This is a genomic window from Streptomyces spinoverrucosus (genome assembly GCF_006539505.1).
Lineage (GTDB): Bacteria > Actinomycetota > Actinomycetes > Streptomycetales > Streptomycetaceae > Streptomyces > Streptomyces spinoverrucosus.
In genome coordinates this window covers 44,512-60,125 of the sequence record NZ_BJND01000005.1, presented here as the reverse complement: position 1 = coordinate 60,125, position 15,614 = coordinate 44,512, and the positions used below count along the sequence as shown (strand labels likewise).

The 15,614-nt window shown below is 71.5% G+C and carries 24 protein-coding genes; all 24 read left to right on the top strand.

From position 1 onward, the window contains the following. Nucleotides 1–258 (top strand): hypothetical protein, encoded by a 258-nt coding sequence (locus SSP24_RS03185; RefSeq protein ID WP_141307199.1) that lies wholly within the window; start codon nt 1–3, stop codon nt 256–258. 74 nt (nt 259–332) lie between these two features. Then, nucleotides 333–1,532: a hypothetical protein gene (locus tag SSP24_RS03180; RefSeq protein WP_141307198.1), complete on the top strand. Its 1,200-nt coding sequence runs from the start codon at nt 333–335 to the stop codon at nt 1,530–1,532. After that, nucleotides 1,529–2,011: a hypothetical protein gene (locus tag SSP24_RS03175; protein ID WP_141307197.1), complete on the top strand. Its 483-nt coding sequence runs from the start codon at nt 1,529–1,531 to the stop codon at nt 2,009–2,011. The genes SSP24_RS03180 and SSP24_RS03175 overlap by 4 nt, the downstream gene beginning before the upstream one ends. Before the next feature lie 88 nt (nt 2,012–2,099). Then, nucleotides 2,100–2,252, top strand: coding sequence for a hypothetical protein (locus SSP24_RS42650; protein ID WP_167529494.1), 153 nt, complete (start codon nt 2,100–2,102; stop codon nt 2,250–2,252). 5 nt (nt 2,253–2,257) lie between these two features. Next, on the top strand, nt 2,258–2,488 hold the full coding sequence (locus SSP24_RS03170) for a hypothetical protein (protein ID WP_141307196.1): 231 nt from the start codon (nt 2,258–2,260) through the stop codon (nt 2,486–2,488). Continuing rightward, nucleotides 2,481–2,900, top strand: a complete 420-nt coding sequence (locus SSP24_RS03165) for a hypothetical protein (RefSeq protein ID WP_141307195.1) — start codon at nt 2,481–2,483, stop codon at nt 2,898–2,900. The genes SSP24_RS03170 and SSP24_RS03165 overlap by 8 nt, the downstream gene beginning before the upstream one ends. Then, complete coding sequence (locus tag SSP24_RS03160; protein ID WP_141307194.1) at nt 2,893–3,138, top strand: hypothetical protein; 246 nt, start codon at nt 2,893–2,895, stop codon at nt 3,136–3,138. The genes SSP24_RS03165 and SSP24_RS03160 overlap by 8 nt, the downstream gene beginning before the upstream one ends. A gap of 6 nt (nt 3,139–3,144) precedes the next feature. Next, nucleotides 3,145–4,512: an SgrR family transcriptional regulator gene (locus SSP24_RS03155; RefSeq protein WP_141307193.1), complete on the top strand. Its 1,368-nt coding sequence runs from the start codon at nt 3,145–3,147 to the stop codon at nt 4,510–4,512. 17 nt (nt 4,513–4,529) lie between these two features. Further along, nucleotides 4,530–4,865 carry a hypothetical protein gene (locus SSP24_RS03150; RefSeq protein WP_141307192.1) on the top strand — a complete coding sequence of 112 codons (336 nt, stop codon included), beginning with the start codon at nt 4,530–4,532 and terminating at the stop codon, nt 4,863–4,865. A 31-nt stretch (nt 4,866–4,896) separates the two neighbouring features. Continuing rightward, a complete protein-coding gene (locus SSP24_RS03145) occupies nt 4,897–5,112 on the top strand; it encodes a hypothetical protein (RefSeq protein WP_141307191.1) in 216 nt (71 codons plus the stop codon). After that, entirely contained in the window at nt 5,109–5,339 is a 231-nt protein-coding gene (locus SSP24_RS03140; RefSeq protein WP_141307190.1) for a hypothetical protein, read from the top strand. The genes SSP24_RS03145 and SSP24_RS03140 overlap by 4 nt, the downstream gene beginning before the upstream one ends. Then, the gene (locus SSP24_RS43825; RefSeq protein WP_229864782.1) at nt 5,336–6,250 is read left to right on the top strand and encodes a hypothetical protein; all 915 of its coding nucleotides are present in this window, start codon (nt 5,336–5,338) and stop codon (nt 6,248–6,250) included. Before SSP24_RS03140 ends, SSP24_RS43825 begins: the two co-directional genes overlap by 4 nt. 160 nt (nt 6,251–6,410) lie before the next feature. Then, on the top strand, nt 6,411–6,782 hold the full coding sequence (locus SSP24_RS03130; RefSeq protein WP_141307189.1) for a hypothetical protein: 372 nt from the start codon (nt 6,411–6,413) through the stop codon (nt 6,780–6,782). A gap of 161 nt (nt 6,783–6,943) precedes the next feature. Next, complete coding sequence (locus SSP24_RS03125; RefSeq protein WP_141307188.1) at nt 6,944–7,330, top strand: hypothetical protein; 387 nt, start codon at nt 6,944–6,946, stop codon at nt 7,328–7,330. Nucleotides 7,331–7,504: 174 nt separating this feature from the next. Beyond that, nucleotides 7,505–7,903: a hypothetical protein gene (locus SSP24_RS03120; protein ID WP_141307187.1), complete on the top strand. Its 399-nt coding sequence runs from the start codon at nt 7,505–7,507 to the stop codon at nt 7,901–7,903. A gap of 165 nt (nt 7,904–8,068) precedes the next feature. Further along, nucleotides 8,069–8,533 carry a hypothetical protein gene (locus SSP24_RS03115; RefSeq protein ID WP_141307186.1) on the top strand — a complete coding sequence of 155 codons (465 nt, stop codon included), beginning with the start codon at nt 8,069–8,071 and terminating at the stop codon, nt 8,531–8,533. Between the two features lie 200 nt (nt 8,534–8,733). Further along, nucleotides 8,734–8,979, top strand: a complete 246-nt coding sequence (locus tag SSP24_RS03110) for a MerR family transcriptional regulator (protein WP_141307185.1) — start codon at nt 8,734–8,736, stop codon at nt 8,977–8,979. Between the two features lie 100 nt (nt 8,980–9,079). Continuing rightward, on the top strand, nt 9,080–9,484 hold the full coding sequence (locus SSP24_RS03105; RefSeq protein WP_141307184.1) for a hypothetical protein: 405 nt from the start codon (nt 9,080–9,082) through the stop codon (nt 9,482–9,484). Between the two features lie 657 nt (nt 9,485–10,141). After that, nucleotides 10,142–10,624: a phage terminase small subunit P27 family gene (locus SSP24_RS03095; protein ID WP_141307182.1), complete on the top strand. Its 483-nt coding sequence runs from the start codon at nt 10,142–10,144 to the stop codon at nt 10,622–10,624. A 15-nt stretch (nt 10,625–10,639) separates the two neighbouring features. Continuing rightward, entirely contained in the window at nt 10,640–12,451 is a 1,812-nt protein-coding gene (locus SSP24_RS03090; protein ID WP_141307181.1) for a terminase large subunit, read from the top strand. 19 nt (nt 12,452–12,470) lie between these two features. Beyond that, entirely contained in the window at nt 12,471–12,662 is a 192-nt protein-coding gene (locus tag SSP24_RS42645; protein WP_167529493.1) for a hypothetical protein, read from the top strand. Next, entirely contained in the window at nt 12,662–14,722 is a 2,061-nt protein-coding gene (locus tag SSP24_RS03085) for a phage portal protein (protein ID WP_167529492.1), read from the top strand. The genes SSP24_RS42645 and SSP24_RS03085 overlap by 1 nt, the downstream gene beginning before the upstream one ends. Beyond that, nucleotides 14,719–14,904 (top strand): hypothetical protein, encoded by a 186-nt coding sequence (locus SSP24_RS03080; protein WP_141307179.1) that lies wholly within the window; start codon nt 14,719–14,721, stop codon nt 14,902–14,904. Before SSP24_RS03085 ends, SSP24_RS03080 begins: the two co-directional genes overlap by 4 nt. Next, nucleotides 14,901–15,578 carry an HK97 family phage prohead protease gene (locus tag SSP24_RS03075; protein ID WP_141307178.1) on the top strand — a complete coding sequence of 226 codons (678 nt, stop codon included), beginning with the start codon at nt 14,901–14,903 and terminating at the stop codon, nt 15,576–15,578. Before SSP24_RS03080 ends, SSP24_RS03075 begins: the two co-directional genes overlap by 4 nt. The last annotated feature ends 36 nt before the right edge of the window (nt 15,579–15,614 follow it).

Here is a 15,614-nt window from a genome sequence, read left to right as displayed (position 1 = left end):
GTGCCGCAGCTCGCCGAGGCCATCGACACCGCCCTCACCAAATGGGACGCGGCCACCGCCGGTGCCCTGGCCGGAAGCGAAGCGGCAGGCCATGCCCTGATCGTCTCGCACGAGGGCAGCGACCTGGTCGGCACCTGTCAGTGCGGCCGACGCCTGGGACGCATCACCCCCGGCAGACCGCTCGACGCGCTCGCCGTGCCCTGGGTGCGGCACACCAGCACCGACCTCACCGCCGCCGCCATCCGCGCGACCGCCTGACCCACCCCTCTGATCCCCGGGCGGGACGTGGTCCTGTCCGTCCCGCCCGGGCACCAACCGCGAAGGACACCCTTATGCGTCGCGATGTGCGACTTGAGATCATCACCGAGGCCATCCACCGACTCATCCCCGGTGCGACGCCAGCGTTCCTCACCGTCGAGGTCACCGAGACACTGCCCGGCACCGGCGAGAAGAAGAACACGTGGTCCGGGCGGCCGGCCGGACTCGCCGAGCACATCTTCACCCGCCTGTACGGCCGCCCCCGCAGCCCCCGCTGGGCGAGCCCGCTGCAGCAGGCCGAGGACGCCAAGCGGCGCCGGGACCTCGTCGGCGAGCTCGACGCCCTCACGTCCGCCGGCACCGAGCTGGAGTCGGCGCCGTGGTACCCGGTCCGCTCCGGGGACCTGGTGCACGTCCACTACGAGGCCACGCCCACGCTGCCGGTGTTCGGCGAGACGTACGTCATCGGCGACGTCGGCGGCGGCCTGAAGAGCATGCAGCTGGTCGGTCACACCTGGCAGGGCGAGGAGCCCGACGGCATGGTCGGCGGCTGCGCCGTCGACGCCGCGGACGACCCGCTGTACGAGCTGTGGTTCGAGGCCGGCCCGCAGCGGCTGACGATCGTCCGTGACGGCCTGGTCGTGCACCACGGCGCCTCCCGCAACCTGAGTGGCGCGGTCGTCGCGGGCACCCTGACAGCGGCGAGGGCCCTCGCCAGTGCCGTGCGTGAGGCGAAGCGCTACCTCGAGCGCGGTGAGCCGGAACTCGCGCTCGCCCGGCTGCGGTCGGACAAGCCGCTGCCCCCGTGCGGCGTGCCTGGCCCGATGCCCGAGCACGCCGACTGCGCGCGGCCGCGCGGCCACCACGGCGCCCACAGCCCCGACGCCGACTACACCGAGCCGCCGCACAAGTGCCCCGCACTGCCCGAGCAGCTGCACGCGGTGGTCACCGTCGGCGCGAAGGTCAACGACGTCCACTTCGCAGGCCTGTACGAGGACCTCGACGCGGCCGTCGACCATGCGTCCGGGTTCACCGGCTACCGCGACAGCCTCGACGAGCGGTACGTGGGGCCCGCGCCCGGTGCGCCCGGCGAAATGGTTCTCAAGCTGCCGCAGGAGAACGAACTTGCGGCGTTCGGCGTGCAGCTGGCGGTCGTCGTCACGCTGCCGGTTCTGCCGGACCCGCGCGCCGAAGACGAGTGGGCGGCCGAGGGCATGGCCACCGCCCTGGGTCCGGAGGACTACGCCGACGACTTCCGGGACGTGGACGAGTGAGGGCCGTCGACCCGCACGCCGAGGCCCACCGCCTGCGGGCCGAGCTCGGCTACGGCGCGCGCCGGATCGCCCGCGAGCTGGGCATCACCCGGTACGCGGCCGAGCAGCTGCTGGACCGGCCGCTGCCTCAGCCGGTGGCCGAGGCAGCCGACGAGGTGGCCGACATCGTGCGGCCGGCGGCCGAGCCGCCCAGGCCCGTGGCCGACCGGGTGGCTGGCCACCTGGCCGCGCTGGTCGGTGACGGCCCGGCCGGTGGCCGACGCCTGGTAATCGACCTCGACCAGTTCCCCGGGCTCGCCGAGGACCTGGCCCTGCTGGAGCACACCCGGGCGACGGCCGAGGAGATCGTGAACTTCGCGGTCGACCGGCTGGCCGGCGTCTACCGCCGCGCCCGGGCCAGCGGCCTGCTGCGTGACGGCCAGTCCTTCGACGTGGTCGACATGCGGCTGCGCCCCGGTTCGCTGCGGCGGGCCGCCTGATGACCGGGCCGTCCGCCCCGCCACGCCCCCGCTGCGGGGCGGGCGCCCCACCCCTCGCACGACCGAATCTCCTTGGAGGTGGCTGGTGTTGATCCGCGTATGGGCCGTGCTGGCTGCGGCTGCGGCCGCCGCGGTGCTGGCCGTGGCCGGCTGCGACGGCCCGCCGTCGGCCGCCACCCCGCAGCCCAGCCCCAACCCGCCCCCGCGCCCGGCCACGTCGGCTGTCGGGGACGGCAGGTAGCGGCCGTGGCTGGCTGGTGGGCGCCCGCCGAGCTGTACGGCCTGTGGGTCGACTGCGGCGTCTGGCACTACCACCGCCGGGTGTGGCTGCGCCTGCCCTGGGCGCGGTTCACCTGCCAACACGGCTGCGTGAGCGAGGCCTTCGGGCCCACCGACGTCGCGCACCTCACCGCCCGCATCGATCACGACCACGCCCGGGCATGCCCGGGCCCGAGAGAGGAGCCCACCCGTGGCTGACGCACTCACCAGACCGATACCCACGCCGGGCGACCTGGCTGCGGCCGCGCACCGCCGGGCGGCCGCCGAGGCGCCCGGGCAGCGCTACGACCGCCGTGTGTGGGAGCAGGCCGTGATGGCTGGCGATCTGCACGCGAACGCGCGTCTGGTCGCGCTGATCCTGGCGCACCACGCCGGGGACAGCGGCTACCTGCCCGCCGGGAACGTCCAGGACGCCCGGAACTTGACCGTCGAGGCGGGGCTGCGCGGCCGTTACGTCCGCCTGTCCCTGACCCAGCTGGAACACGACGGCTACATTGCCCGCCCGTCCATCCACGGCTGGGACGAGCCGCGGCCGCGGCCGGTCACCCTCACCCTGCCGCCCGCCGGCGTTCGCCGCGAGCCTCCCAGTACCGGCGGCGCCGGTGAGTAGCCACCAGCAGCAGTTATCGCTGCTGCCCGCTGACCCGCCGCGCTGGGGCGGTCCGGCCGCCGTGCCCGCGGACCCGATCGTGACGTCGGGCCGCACCGAGTACACGGTGCGCTGCGACGGCCCCGGCGGCTGCGGACACCTCCACCGCCACACCGGCCCCGGCATCCGGACCGCGCCCTGCGGCGCCACCTACACCGTCCCCGCCGGCGACGACGAGCTCGCCGACGACACCAGTTAGGACCTCGTGAACCGTCTGCCCGCCAGCGCTGCTGAGCCCCGCCACCGTCGTGGCGGGGCCGGTGGTGCTGGCCGGGCAGAAACGGTCCTGCCGCCGTGGTGGGGGCAGAAGGTCAAGGTCGCGAAGCGGGTGTGGGGCAGCGGGCACTACTCGCACGGCGCGGTCCGCTACGCCGCCCAGGTCGCCGCCCTGGCCCAGCGCGGCCGCCGCTGCCGCGCCACGGTCGCCACGCTCGCCGCCTACATGGGCGACGGCAAACGCACCGCCGAGCGGCGCCTGGCCGAGCTCGCCGCGCCCGGCCCGGACGGTGTTCCCGAGATGGAGGTGACCCGCCACACCGCCGCCGGCGGCAAGGGCGAGAGCGCCGAGCGCCGCATGCGGCCCGTCGCACCGGGCGAGCACTTCGCGTACGTGCCCGTGGGCGCGGCGAAGACACTGCGCCCGGCCCTGTTCACCGCGTACTGCGCCCTCACCTACGCCGAGGCCACGAACACGCCTGTGACGGCTGCCGAGCTCGCCTCACTCCTGGCCGTCTCCGAGCGGTCCGCGCGGCGCCTGGTCGACGAGCTGGAAGCGCTGGGCTGGATCACCGTCCACCGCCGCGCGGGCCGTCAGGGACGCCACCACATCACCGTCCACGACGCCCCCCTCCACCCGGTCCCCGCCCCGGCGGGTCCGGACACAGATGGCGGATCCGGTCCGGACCCGGATGGCGGATCCCTCGCGATCAAGGAAGACACTGGACTGACTGACGCGAGGAGCACGCAGGAGCGTGGTTCTTTCCGCCGTAGGCGAGGTACCGGTAGTAAGCCCGCCAATCCTGTGGATACCGCCGGTAACCATGCTGGGGGTAACTCTCCAGTAGCCCCCGCCGCGTTCCGGCCGCCCGTGCCGCCGTCACGCCGCCCGTACGACGGACCGGCGCTGACCCTCAGCCCGCGCGTGTGGGCCGTCCTCGAGCCCGTACGCGACCTGCTGCCCGGCATCAGCCCATACCTGGTCCGCCGGATCGCCCGCGAGATCGGCCGCCAGCTCGACACCGGGATCCTCGCCGAGGACATCCGCGACCAGCTGCAGCGGCTGCGCGACTGGACCCCGCCCGACGAACTGACCGACCCGGGCCGGTGGATCCTCGGCGCCGCCCTGCCCGTACGCCCCGGCAAGTGCGGCACCGCCGACTGCCACTACGGCTTCCAGCGCTACACCGGCGCCCCCTGCAAGGCCTGCGCCGAACTCGCCGCCGCCCGCATCCGCGCCGCCCATCCACCCCATGCCTTCTGGCACGAATGCGCCCACTGCTACGCGCCCTCACGCCAGCCCCTTCCGAACAGGCTCTGCGCCACCTGCCGACCAGCCCAACCCACCGGCACGTGAAAGGAACTTCACCTGCGATGCCCTACCCGACACCGCGCCCGCCCGCCCCCAACGGCCCCGGCCACTGCCCCAGATGCCTGCGCCCGGTCATCTGGTGCGTCACCTCCCACCAGAACACCCAGGCCGTCGACCGCGACCGCAACGAGGACGGCAACCAGGCCGTACGCCAGGACCACACCGGCCGCTGGCTGGTGCGGCAGCTCACCCGTGAGCGGCCCACCCCCGAGGCCGGCGAGAACCTGCACATGCCCCACGTCGCGACCTGCCCCGTCCCCGCACCCCGCCGTGCCCCCGCGCCGCGCGTCCCGCGCGGGCGGCTCGGCGTACGCCCCATCCGCAGGTGGGGCCGATGAACAACCGCCCCGCACTCTTCGGAGAGACGCCATGACCCCGACCCAGATCTTCACCATCGCCGCGCTCGGCGGCCTGTGCTCCACCATCGGCCTGGCCCTCGTCGCCCTCCTCGGGGCCGCCCTGTACGCCGCCATCGGCCACGCGCTCGAACGGCAGCAGCAGTGGCGCGAGCGCCGCCGCGACTTGCGGACATGCCGCGCCATCAACGCGCTGCCCACCACCGAGCGAAGCAATCCGACGCGATGACCAACTGCCCACCCACCGCCTTCTGCCCCGACCACCCCGAGGTCGTCGGCGCCGCAGGCCTCGCCGCCGGCATCTTCGCCGCCCTCGCCCTGGTCCTCGCCGCCGCCCTCGTCACCCGCTGCACGCTCGGCCTCCTCGCGCGCGTACGCGCGCGCCTGCGATCGCGCGCGCGAAACGCAGGTACGCGCGCGAGGCTCAACCCCCAGCCGCCAGGAGGACGACCGTGAGCAACTGCACCATCGCCACCTGCGGCCGCCCGCTGCGCCCCGACGAGGCCCACCGCGTGACGTGCGGGCGCTGCGAGCACCGGATCCGCGCGTGGCTACGCGAGCTCACCTACCAACTGCCCCTGCTGGAGGCCTCCCTGCAGCATGACCGCACACCCACCCAGGGCAGCGTCCACGGCGGCCGCGCCCACTCGCCGCTGCCCGTACGCCTCGATGTCCTCAACCTGCTCGGCCCCGCCGCGCCCGGCACCGTCCGCGACCATCCCAGCGACCAGACCGGTCCCACACCCGTGCCCGCCGTCCTCCACTCCTGGGCCCAGCTCCTCGCCGACGACCTCGGCAAGCCCCTGCCCCGGCTCCACCCCGTACGCGGCTACACCGGCTACCTCGCCGCCCACCTGCCGTACGCCCTCACCCGGGACTGGGTCGGCGACTTCCACCAGGAGCTCGCCGAGCTGATCGGCCGCGTACGGGCCATCACCCGCACCGAGCCGCAGCGCCACCGGCAAGACGCCCCCTGCCCCTCGTGCCAGGGGTTCGGGCTCGTCGAGGAGGACTGGCAGCCCTACATCGAGTGCACGCTGTGCGGACTGCTCCTCACCCCCGCCGAGTACACCGACCACGCCAAGCGGGTCATGCCCCGCCTGTACCGCACCGCCCTGCTGATCGCTACACACGAGAGGATGACCCACATGTCCACCGAACGCGTCACTGTCCGAGTCCTGCTGCTCTTCGGCGACCAGGCCGAGATCGTCGCCGACGTCCCGCCCGAGGAGCGCGCCGAGCCGCAGCGCTACCCAGCCGCCGAGATCGCCGCGGCGGTCGGAGTCCCCGTCGACCAGCTGGCCGGGAAGCGGCTGACGGCCGCCGTCGGCGACGACGACCGCCTGTCCGGCTGGCAGCTGGCCTGACCGAGCCCACGGCCCCGGCCCGTGGCGGGCCGGGGCCTTTTCCTCACCCCAGGATGTTGCAATCTTAGAAGTGAGTGCTGTAAAGTTAGAAGCGTCAGGGCGGGGGGTGAGAGTCCCGTACCAGACAAGCCAGTTGAAAACTCCACAGAGAGGAAAGCCAATGGCTGACCGTGACGACGAGATCATGTCGGCGCTCGCCCACTCGATCTCCGTGACGTACTCGCTGCTGGTCGACGTGTGCCAGGCACTGCCCGTGCCCGTCAGCATGCCGACCGACCGGCGCATCCCCACATCGGCCGCAGTCCCCGCCATCCGGCGGGCTGCCGCACTGGCCGGGGAGCAGCCGATGGGCGAGGACCAGGAGGCGCACCTGTTCACCGGCTGCATCCACCTCCTGGCCGCCATCGACCTCTACGCGCTCTGCGCCACGAGGTACGACCAGACCCGGGCAGAAGGGGTCGGCGTCAACCTGCTCCACGCAGATGACGCACTGAGGACCCTGCTGGTCTGGCTCCTGGCCAACGCTGGCTGACCCACCCCAGCCCCCCGGCATCCAGCCGGGGGGCTCTCTCAATTCACCACCCAAGAGGTGTTGTAATTCTAGAAGCGAGTGCTGTAAAGTTAGACATGTCAGGGCGGGGGGTGAGAGCCCCGGACCTGACAGCCAGTTGAAAATTCCAGAGAGGAGAAGCCATGGCAGACCATGGCGACAGGGAGCGGTTCCTCGATCTCGGGGAGACCGTCCTGGGGATGCTGGGGTACCTGCGGGAACTCCTGCTTGACCTCCCCATCCCGGTCAGCCTCCCCGACTTCGTCGGGGAGGACGGGCCCAACCACGAAGCGGTGATCGCGCTCGACAGGGCGCGCCACCTCATCGAGGAAGAGCCCATACCCGAGATGCGCCAGACCGCCTACGGACACCTCATCCTCGAGTGGCTCACCGCCTACGAGATGCTCGTCCTGCGACAGCTGGCCGGACCCGCTCCCTGGCGGCTCGACGCGGCACAGTTCGCAATCGCCCGATTCACGACCATCGCCGAGATGATCGAGAACGGCGAGCTGGACGACGACGAGTCGTAGCCGCACCGCCCGCCCCGCGCAGCCAGCCCGGGGCGGGCCCTCCTCCCGGAAGCCTCAACCCCGCCCCACCCGCTCTCACGCACAGCAAAAGGGGCCGACGCTGCCCCGGTCGCCCGGGGGTGAGAGTGCGTCGGCCCCGCCAGTTGAAAACTCCGCAAAGGAGAAATCACCACCATGGTAGACCGGCCCCGCCTGATCACCCCCGAAATCGCCGATACGTACGGCGTGAGCCAGCACACCGTCACCAAGACCTGGGCCCAACACCCCCAATGGCCCGACCCGGTCGGCAAACGTGGCCGCTACAAGGAGTACGACGCCCAGAACATCGCCGACTTCGTACGCGACCACGTCGAGCGCCAGGCCGTCCAGCTCGAGGCCCGCCGCCTCTACACCGCCCAGGACCTCGAGGCCGCCGGCATCGGCATCAAAGCGGCCACCATCCGCGCCGACCTCACCCGCGGCCGCTGGCCCAAGCCCGACGACACCACCAGCGGCGTGAACCGCTGGACGGGCCTCACCGTGACCAAAACCCTCGAGGGCCGCCGCGGATACCGACGCGGCCACACCGACTGACTGCCCAGTCTCGATTGGACCTCCAGCGGTAGGTGGCCAGTGGCATTGGGAAGTCCGCTGGTGAGCAGCTCGTGGTCAACGGTGGTTGGCCATTTTCCTCAGAGTCAGCTGGCCAGTCAGCAAGTACGGCGTACTGCTAACCTCCTTGGCGCCTACGGTCATCGGATGACGTGGTTACCTCTGTTAGGAACTCTTCTCGGAGCGGTCATCGCTCTCGGCTCGGCCCTTCTCGTTGAGGGACGCCGAGAGCGCCGGGAGGACCGCATTGAGCGCCGCAAGGCGAAGCAAGAGGTGTATGCACGCTACCTCGCTGCCCATGCCGAGATGCGCACCCAACTCCGTGTCCTCTCCGTCGCCTCGGGCCTGACGGACGAGGAGCGTGGGTACCGGGCATTCACCGCATACGCAGCCTGCTACGCCCCACGCTACGAGCTTGCAGTGTTGGCCCCTGAGCCCGTGTTGTCGCTGGCACGGGACTTTGACCGGTGCGCGCGGGACCTGCGGGACCTGATCATTGAAGGCGCCAATGTCCAGACCCACGGCGGGGAGCACATGCGGAAGTACCTCGACGCCCTGCAGCTCGTACACATGGCGATGCGAGAGGACCTGAATGCGAACGTGGAGGGTTGACGACCCGCACCGCACACCCGTTCGAGGCTGGCCGTGCCATTCGCTGGACAAGATCGGCACTTAGCGTGAACATGGTGCCAGCACCACACGTGTGCCCAGACCTCAGATTTAACCGTGCCGGCATCGCGTCCCGGCGCCCACACCGCAGCCCCGGACCACCCAGGACCGGGGCTGCGGCACATCCCGGGGAGGTGCCGCACATGCCCGGCGAGCTCTACACCGGCGCCCAGGCCGCCGCCCTCGCCACCCAATGGCGCCGCACCGTCAGCGCCACCGCAGCCGCCGTCACCCGCTCCGCCATCTGCAACTGGGTCACCCGCGGCCACCTCCAGCCCGCCGGCCTCGACGAACACGGCCGCCCCCTCTACGCCATCCCAGACCTCGCGCACGCCGAACTCGCAACCCGCCAGCGAGCCCTACGCCTCGTCGGCATCAGCGCACAGTAAGCCTGAACACTCCGTCACAGTCCCGTCACAGCAGCAACACGCGATCCCCACGCATCGCATGATGGCGCCTCAGCCTCAACTGCTCCCTGGGGGGACGACCATGCGCATCCGCATCACCGCGGCCGCCGCAACCGCATTGCTCGCTGCAGCCCTCGTCGGCTGCAGCAGCGACACAGACGACGCCTCGGGCAACGCCGCGACACCCAAGACCGAGGTGCCGGCCTACAGCGTCATCAAGAACACCGACCGCGCCGTCGAACTGCTCGTCGAGAACGCCACCGCGAACAGCGCCACCGCCGCCATCCAGGACTGGATCGGCTCCAACGCTGGCGACCGCAAGGCCCTCAGCGTCCAGGTCGTCCGGACCAAGGACGCCGGAACCATCGTCTGCCGCGCCGAGTACTACGCCGACGAGGCCACCGCCAACGTCCAGACCGGCGGCCGTATCACCGCCGACGAGTGGCCCCACACCGAGATCGACTGCCCCGACCCCGGCGGCTCCTGACTACCGCCTTGGCGCTCAGCGCCCACCACGCGGCCTCGTACCCACCAGGTACGGGGCCGCACCCATCCCCGCCACGCGTGGAGGTGACCCCGTGCCCTCCCGCGCGCAACGCCCCTGCACCACACCAGGCTGTGCAGGTAAGCCCGTCAAGGGCAGCGCCAAGTGCGTAGAGTGCCTGGGCCGCTCACGCCGCCCACGCCCCTCGGCCTCAGCCCAGGGCTACGACGCCGAGCACCGCGACCGCTTCCGCGCCGGCGTCCTCGCCCGCAACCCGACCTGCATGTGCACAAACACCGAGCACGGGCACGGCTCACCGTGTGGCGCGCGCAGCGAGCATGCCGACCACTACCCGCTGTCCAAGCGCGAGTTGCGGGCCCGCGGCCTGGATGAGCACCACCCGAACTACGGCCGAGGCCTCTGCCCTCCGTGCCACTCGAAGGAGACCGGCCGGCATCAGCCCGGGGGGTGGGCCGCCGCGCCGCGGGACGATCCTCCGTTCTGACGGAGTGTGACAGGACCCGGAGGGGAGGGGGCCTCGGATCTCTGGGGCCGGGGGACGTCGGAACGCGGGGGGGAGCCCCCTCCCGCGCTGACAGGTAACGGGAACCGCCGTACCAGGGCGGCCGACCGTAACTGTGCGTGACCGTGGAGGTGGTCATGGGGCAGCGTGGACCCGCCGGGAAGCCGACCGCCCTGCGCGTGCTGCACGGCGACCGCAAGGACCGGATCAACACCGACGAGCCGCAGCCCGACGTCGGCGAGGTCCTGCCGCCGGACTGGCTGAGTGACGCAGCCCTCGAGGTGTGGGAGCAGTTCGCCGGCGACCTTGAGGCCAAGCGCGTGCTGACGCCGTGGGACACCGAGGCCTTCGCCAACTGGTGCGACGCGGTGGCCCGCCGGCGGGACGCCGCCGAGCACGTCGAGGAGGAGGGCGCCGTCGTCGAGCTGCCGGTGTTCAACAAGAACGGCGACCTGGTCGGCCACCGCCGCGGCAAGAACCCCTGGCTGATGGCGCTGGACGCGGCCGACGCCCAGGTGCAGCGCTACGGCGCCCGCTTCGGCCTGACCCCCAGCGACCGCGCCCAGCTGAAGATCCCCAACCAGGGGGACGGGAAGAGCGCGGAGCGGCTGCTGTCCTGACGCAGGGAGGGCGCCATGGCTGCCGCGCGCACCACCACCCGGCCCGCCCGTAGCAAGGCCGCAACGCGCCCGGCGCGGCGGCGCCGTACGGTCCGAGTCGACCACCACAAGCGGTGGCGGCCGAACAGCCGGCGCGGCCCGGTGTGCGGGTACACGCTCGACGGCAAGACCTGCGGTCGCCGCGGCGCGCACTACTGCGAGCCGCGCGCGGACAAGGTCGTCAAGTTCTTCGCCGAGCTGCTCATCCATCCTGCCGGCGCGCTGGCCAACACCCGCTTCGAGCTCGCGTCGTGGCAGGAGCACGAGATCATCCGGCCGCTGTTCGGCGAGGTGATCTGGTCCGAGCAGTGGGGCCGCTACGTCCGCCGCTACACCCGCGCAACCGTGGTCATGGCGCGCAAGAACGGCAAGAGTGCCCTGCTGTCGGGGATCGCGCTGTACATGCTGTGCGCGGACGGCGAGGAGTCCGCCGAGGTCTATTGCGCGGCCGCGAACACCCGCCAGGCGGGCAAGGTGTTCGAGCCCGCCACCAAGATGGTGAAGAAGTCGCCGATCCTGAACGAGCGGCTGACGCACATCAAGAACGTCCGCCGCCTGGTCGACGAGAAGACCGGCAGCCACTACGAGGCCATCCCGTCCGACGCGGACAATGAACTTGGCCACAGCCCGCACTGCTTCATCCTCGACGAGGTCCTGTCGCAGCCGGATGACAAGCTGTGGAAGGCCATGCGTACGGGCGCCGGCGCGCGCGTACAGCCGCTGATGCTGGCCATTACCACCGAGACCACCGACGGCGCCTCGTTCGGTGCGGACTTCATCGACGAGGCCGACCGGGTTATGGAGGACCCGGCCCGGGCACCGCACCACTTCGTGTTCGTGCGGAAGATGCCACGCACGGTCGACGAGCTCGAGCGGCTATGGCGGCTGTTCCCCGCCCGCCCCGAGCTGCCCGTTTCACTGGACCCGTGGGACGAGCGGAACTGGGCCTGGCCCAACCCTGCGCTCGGCAGCTTCCTGTCCATCTCGGCGCTCCGCGAGGAGGCCGAGGAGGCCCGCAAGGACATCAAGGCCGAGAACGGGTTCCGCCAGTTCCGCCTGAACCAGCGCGTGAGCCAGGTGACGCGGTGGATCTCCATGGACCTGTGGAACGCGTGCACCCGGGAAATCGCCCCCACGCCGGACTGGGTGCGGGAGCGGCTGAAGGGCGAGCGCTGCTGGGGCGGACTCGACCTGTCCAGCAAGCTCGACCTGACCGCGTTCACGCTGCTGTTCCCCGACGGCTCGGCGCTGTGGCGGTTCTGGGTGCCGGAGTCCATCACCCCGGTCCTCAGCGACTACACCAACGGCAAGTTCGAGGAGTGGGTGCGGGACGGCTGGGTCACCGAGACCGAGGGCGACACGATCGACTACGACCGGATCTACGACGACATCGAAGCCGATCACAAGCACTTCAAGATCGTCAACGTCACGTACGACAAGTGGTCGGGTGAGCCCGTACGGCAGGCGATCACGAAACGTACGCGGCTGAAGATGATCGAGTCGGACACGACGTACCTGCGCATGACCGCGCCCATGAGCGAGCTCATGCGCCGCCTGAAGGCCTCCGAGCTTGCGCACTTCGGCAACCCCGTCGCCCGGTGGATGGCTGACACCGTCGAGAAGAAGTCGCCGCGTGACGATCCGGACAGGTTGCGCCCGGTAAAGCCCGACCGCGACAAGACCGGCAAGCGCATCGACGGCATCCCCTCGCTGCTGTTCGCCGTCGACGGCGCGATGCGCGGCATGCCCAAGCCGTCCGTCTACGAGAGCCAGGGCATGGCCCTGTGACCCCAACAGGAGGTGACAGGTGGACCGCTGGGACGTCCTCGCGCTGCTCGGGATCGTGCTCCTCGGCACCGGCCTGTGGCTGATCGCACCATGGCTGGGCCTGACCGTCGGCGGCGCCGTCCTCCTCGGCGTCGGCCTGTGCGGCTCCGTCCTCGCCGAGCGGGCCGCCGTACGCCAGGAGCTCATCGACGCGACGAAGGGCGGTGCGTGATGGGGCTGCTGCGTTCCGCGGTCCGGACAGTGGCCCGAGCCTCGGCCGGTCCGCTGTCCTCGCTCGCCACCCCCGAGAAGTGGGTCATCGACTGGTTCCGCGGCGACATGGCCAACTCCGCCGGCGTCCGCGTCGACTACGACACGGCGATGATGTACGCGCCGTTTTTCGCCGGCGTCCGCGTCATCGCCGAGGACCTCGGCCTGCTGCCGCTGTTCCTGTACGAGCGGATCCGCCGGGGCAAGCGGCGGGCGACGTCGCACCCGCTGTACCCGCTGCTGCACGACGCGCCCAACGACATGATGGGCGCGATGGCCTTCAAGGAGGCCCTGCAGGGCCACGCCATCACCTGGGGCCGCGGCGTCGCGTACGTGGTCACGCACGAACGCACGGGTGTGATCGAGGAGTTGTGGCCGCTGCGCCCCGACCGGGTGCGCATCAAGGTCCGGCAGCTGGGCAAGGGCCGCGTCGAGCGGTGGGTGCAATACCGCGACGACGTCAACGGCATCTACGCCAACCTCGCCCCGGGCGAGTTCCTGTGCATCAACGGGCTCGGCGACGACGGCGTGACCGGCTACTCCGTCGTCGAGCTCGCCGCGAACTCCATCGGCCTCGGGCTGGCCACCGAGCACTACGGCGCCAAGACGTTCTCCAACGGGGCCGCGCCGGCGGGCGCCCTGTCGCACCCGGAGAACCTCTCACCCGAGGCCCGCAAGCGGATGGCCGACGACTGGGAGAACATCCACCGCGGCATCGACCGGGCACACCGCGTGGCGATCCTCGAGGAAGGGGTGACCTGGCAACAGGTCGGCCTACCCAACGACGCCAACCAGTTCCTCGAGACCCGCAAGCTGCAGGTCACCGACATGGCGCGGTGGCTGCGCCTGCCCCCGCACAAGGTCGGCGACCTCGAGCGCGCCACCTTCAGCAACATCGAAGAACAGCAGATCGATTACGTCAGCAGCGCGCTGAGCGCGTGGCTGACCCGCTGGGAGCAGGCCATCCTCACCCAGCTGCTGCTGCCCGAGGAACGCGTCAGGTTCTTCCCCGAGCACCTGGTCGACGCTCTGCTGCGCGGCAACACCATGGCCCGCTACCAGGCGTACGCCGTCGGCCGCCAGTGGGGCTGGCTGAGCGCGAACGACGTCCGCGAGCGGGAGAACATGAACCCCGTCGACGGCGGCGACGCCTACCTGGTCCCGCTCAACATGGTCCCCGCCGGCGAGACCGCCCCGGCGCCCGCCGACGTCGACGACAGCGAGGACGTCGACGACGCGCGGGCGAGCGTGCGCCGGTACGCGCGCCTGCTGCACGGCCGCGGCATCGCCGCCCGCGAACGGATCGCCGACGCCTGGGCACCCAAGATCCAGGAGGCCGACCAGGAGATCGCCGACCTTGAGCGGGAGAAGGTCGGCGCCCTGGTCGACGAGCACCTGGTGCCCGGCGGCCGCGGCGCCCGGTCGACGTCCGCGTTCCTCGCCGCGCTGTCCGTCCTGTACGGCAAGGACGGCCCGATCGCCGAGGCGATGACCGCGCTGTGGCTGCCGATCATCACCGCGTTCGCCGCCGACGTCGCCGAGGACGCCGCCGAGGAGGTCGGCCACGAGGACGACGTGGACCTGTCCACCTGGGCGCACGCGTACACCCTCGCGCACGTCGCCTACCGCCTGTCCTCGTCGTTCGGACAGCTACGCAAGAAGACGGACGCCGCGGACACCCAGGAGGACGCGGCCGAGGCGATCGTCGAGCGGCTCATCAAATGGCAGGAGGAGCGGCCCGCACAGACCGCGCGGTGGGAGTCCAGCCAGCTGCCCAACGCAGCCGCCAGGGAGACGTGGAAGGACGCCGGCGTCCGTGAGCTGAAGTGGGTCACGCAGGGCTCGCAGCACTGCCCGTACTGCACCAAGCTCGACGGCCGCACGATCGCCATCGAGGAGCCGTTCATCGCCAAGGGCGACGAGGTCGAGGGCGAGGACGGCGAGGCGCTGAAGGCCAAGCGGAACACCTTCCATCCGCCCGTTCACGCCGGCTGCAGATGCCAGGTGGTGCCCGTCGTATGAGGAACCTCATCGAGCCGGGCCGCTGCACGGCCTGCCTCGCCCCCGCAGAGCGCGGCCCTTCCCGCGCCTGGTGGCACGAACGGGGCGCCTCCTGCGGCCGCAATGACGTCCGCTTCGAGGCCGTACGCCAGCAACCCCCGCCGCGCAACCGGCAGATCAACCACCCCGGGAGGGACCGATGAAGGGCCAGCGCCACTACATGCGCGGCTTCGTGCTGCGCGCCGACAACGACGACGTCGGCGACGACGCGGGGGGCAAGCCGCTGACGATCGTCGCAGCGACCGAGGGCCGCAAGGGCGACGGCCTCAACCTCACCATGAAGGGCGCCGAGCTCGGCCGCTTCCAGGCCAACCCCGTTGTCGGCTACGGGCATTCGTACTGGGGACGCGACGGCCTGCCGATCGGCCGCTCGGACAAAACGTGGATCGACGGCGACGCCCTGAAGATGGACATCGTCTTCGACCAGGACGACGACTTCGCCCGCCGTGTCGAGCGCAAGTACCGCAAGCGGATGATGAACGCGTTCTCGATCGGCTTCGACGTCTGGAACATCGACGACAGCGGCACCCCGGAAGGCTGGGAGCTGTTCGAGGTCTCCGCCGTCCCGCTGCCCATGGACCCCAACGCGATTGTCGAATCCGGCCGCGCCGACGAACTCGCGCTGGCCCGTGCACTCACCGACGTACGCGCGGGCGCGGTCCTGTCCAAGGCGAACAAGACCCTCGTCCAGAACGCGCTGCGCGCCCTGCAGGAGCTGCTCGACGCGGCCGGCGGCGCGGACGACGACGAGGACGACGAGGCGCGCGCCCGCCGCGAGCAGCGACTGCTGCGCCTGGCGGGCCTGCGCACCCACTGACTTCCGCCCCCGCACCGCGGGCGGCACCACCCACAC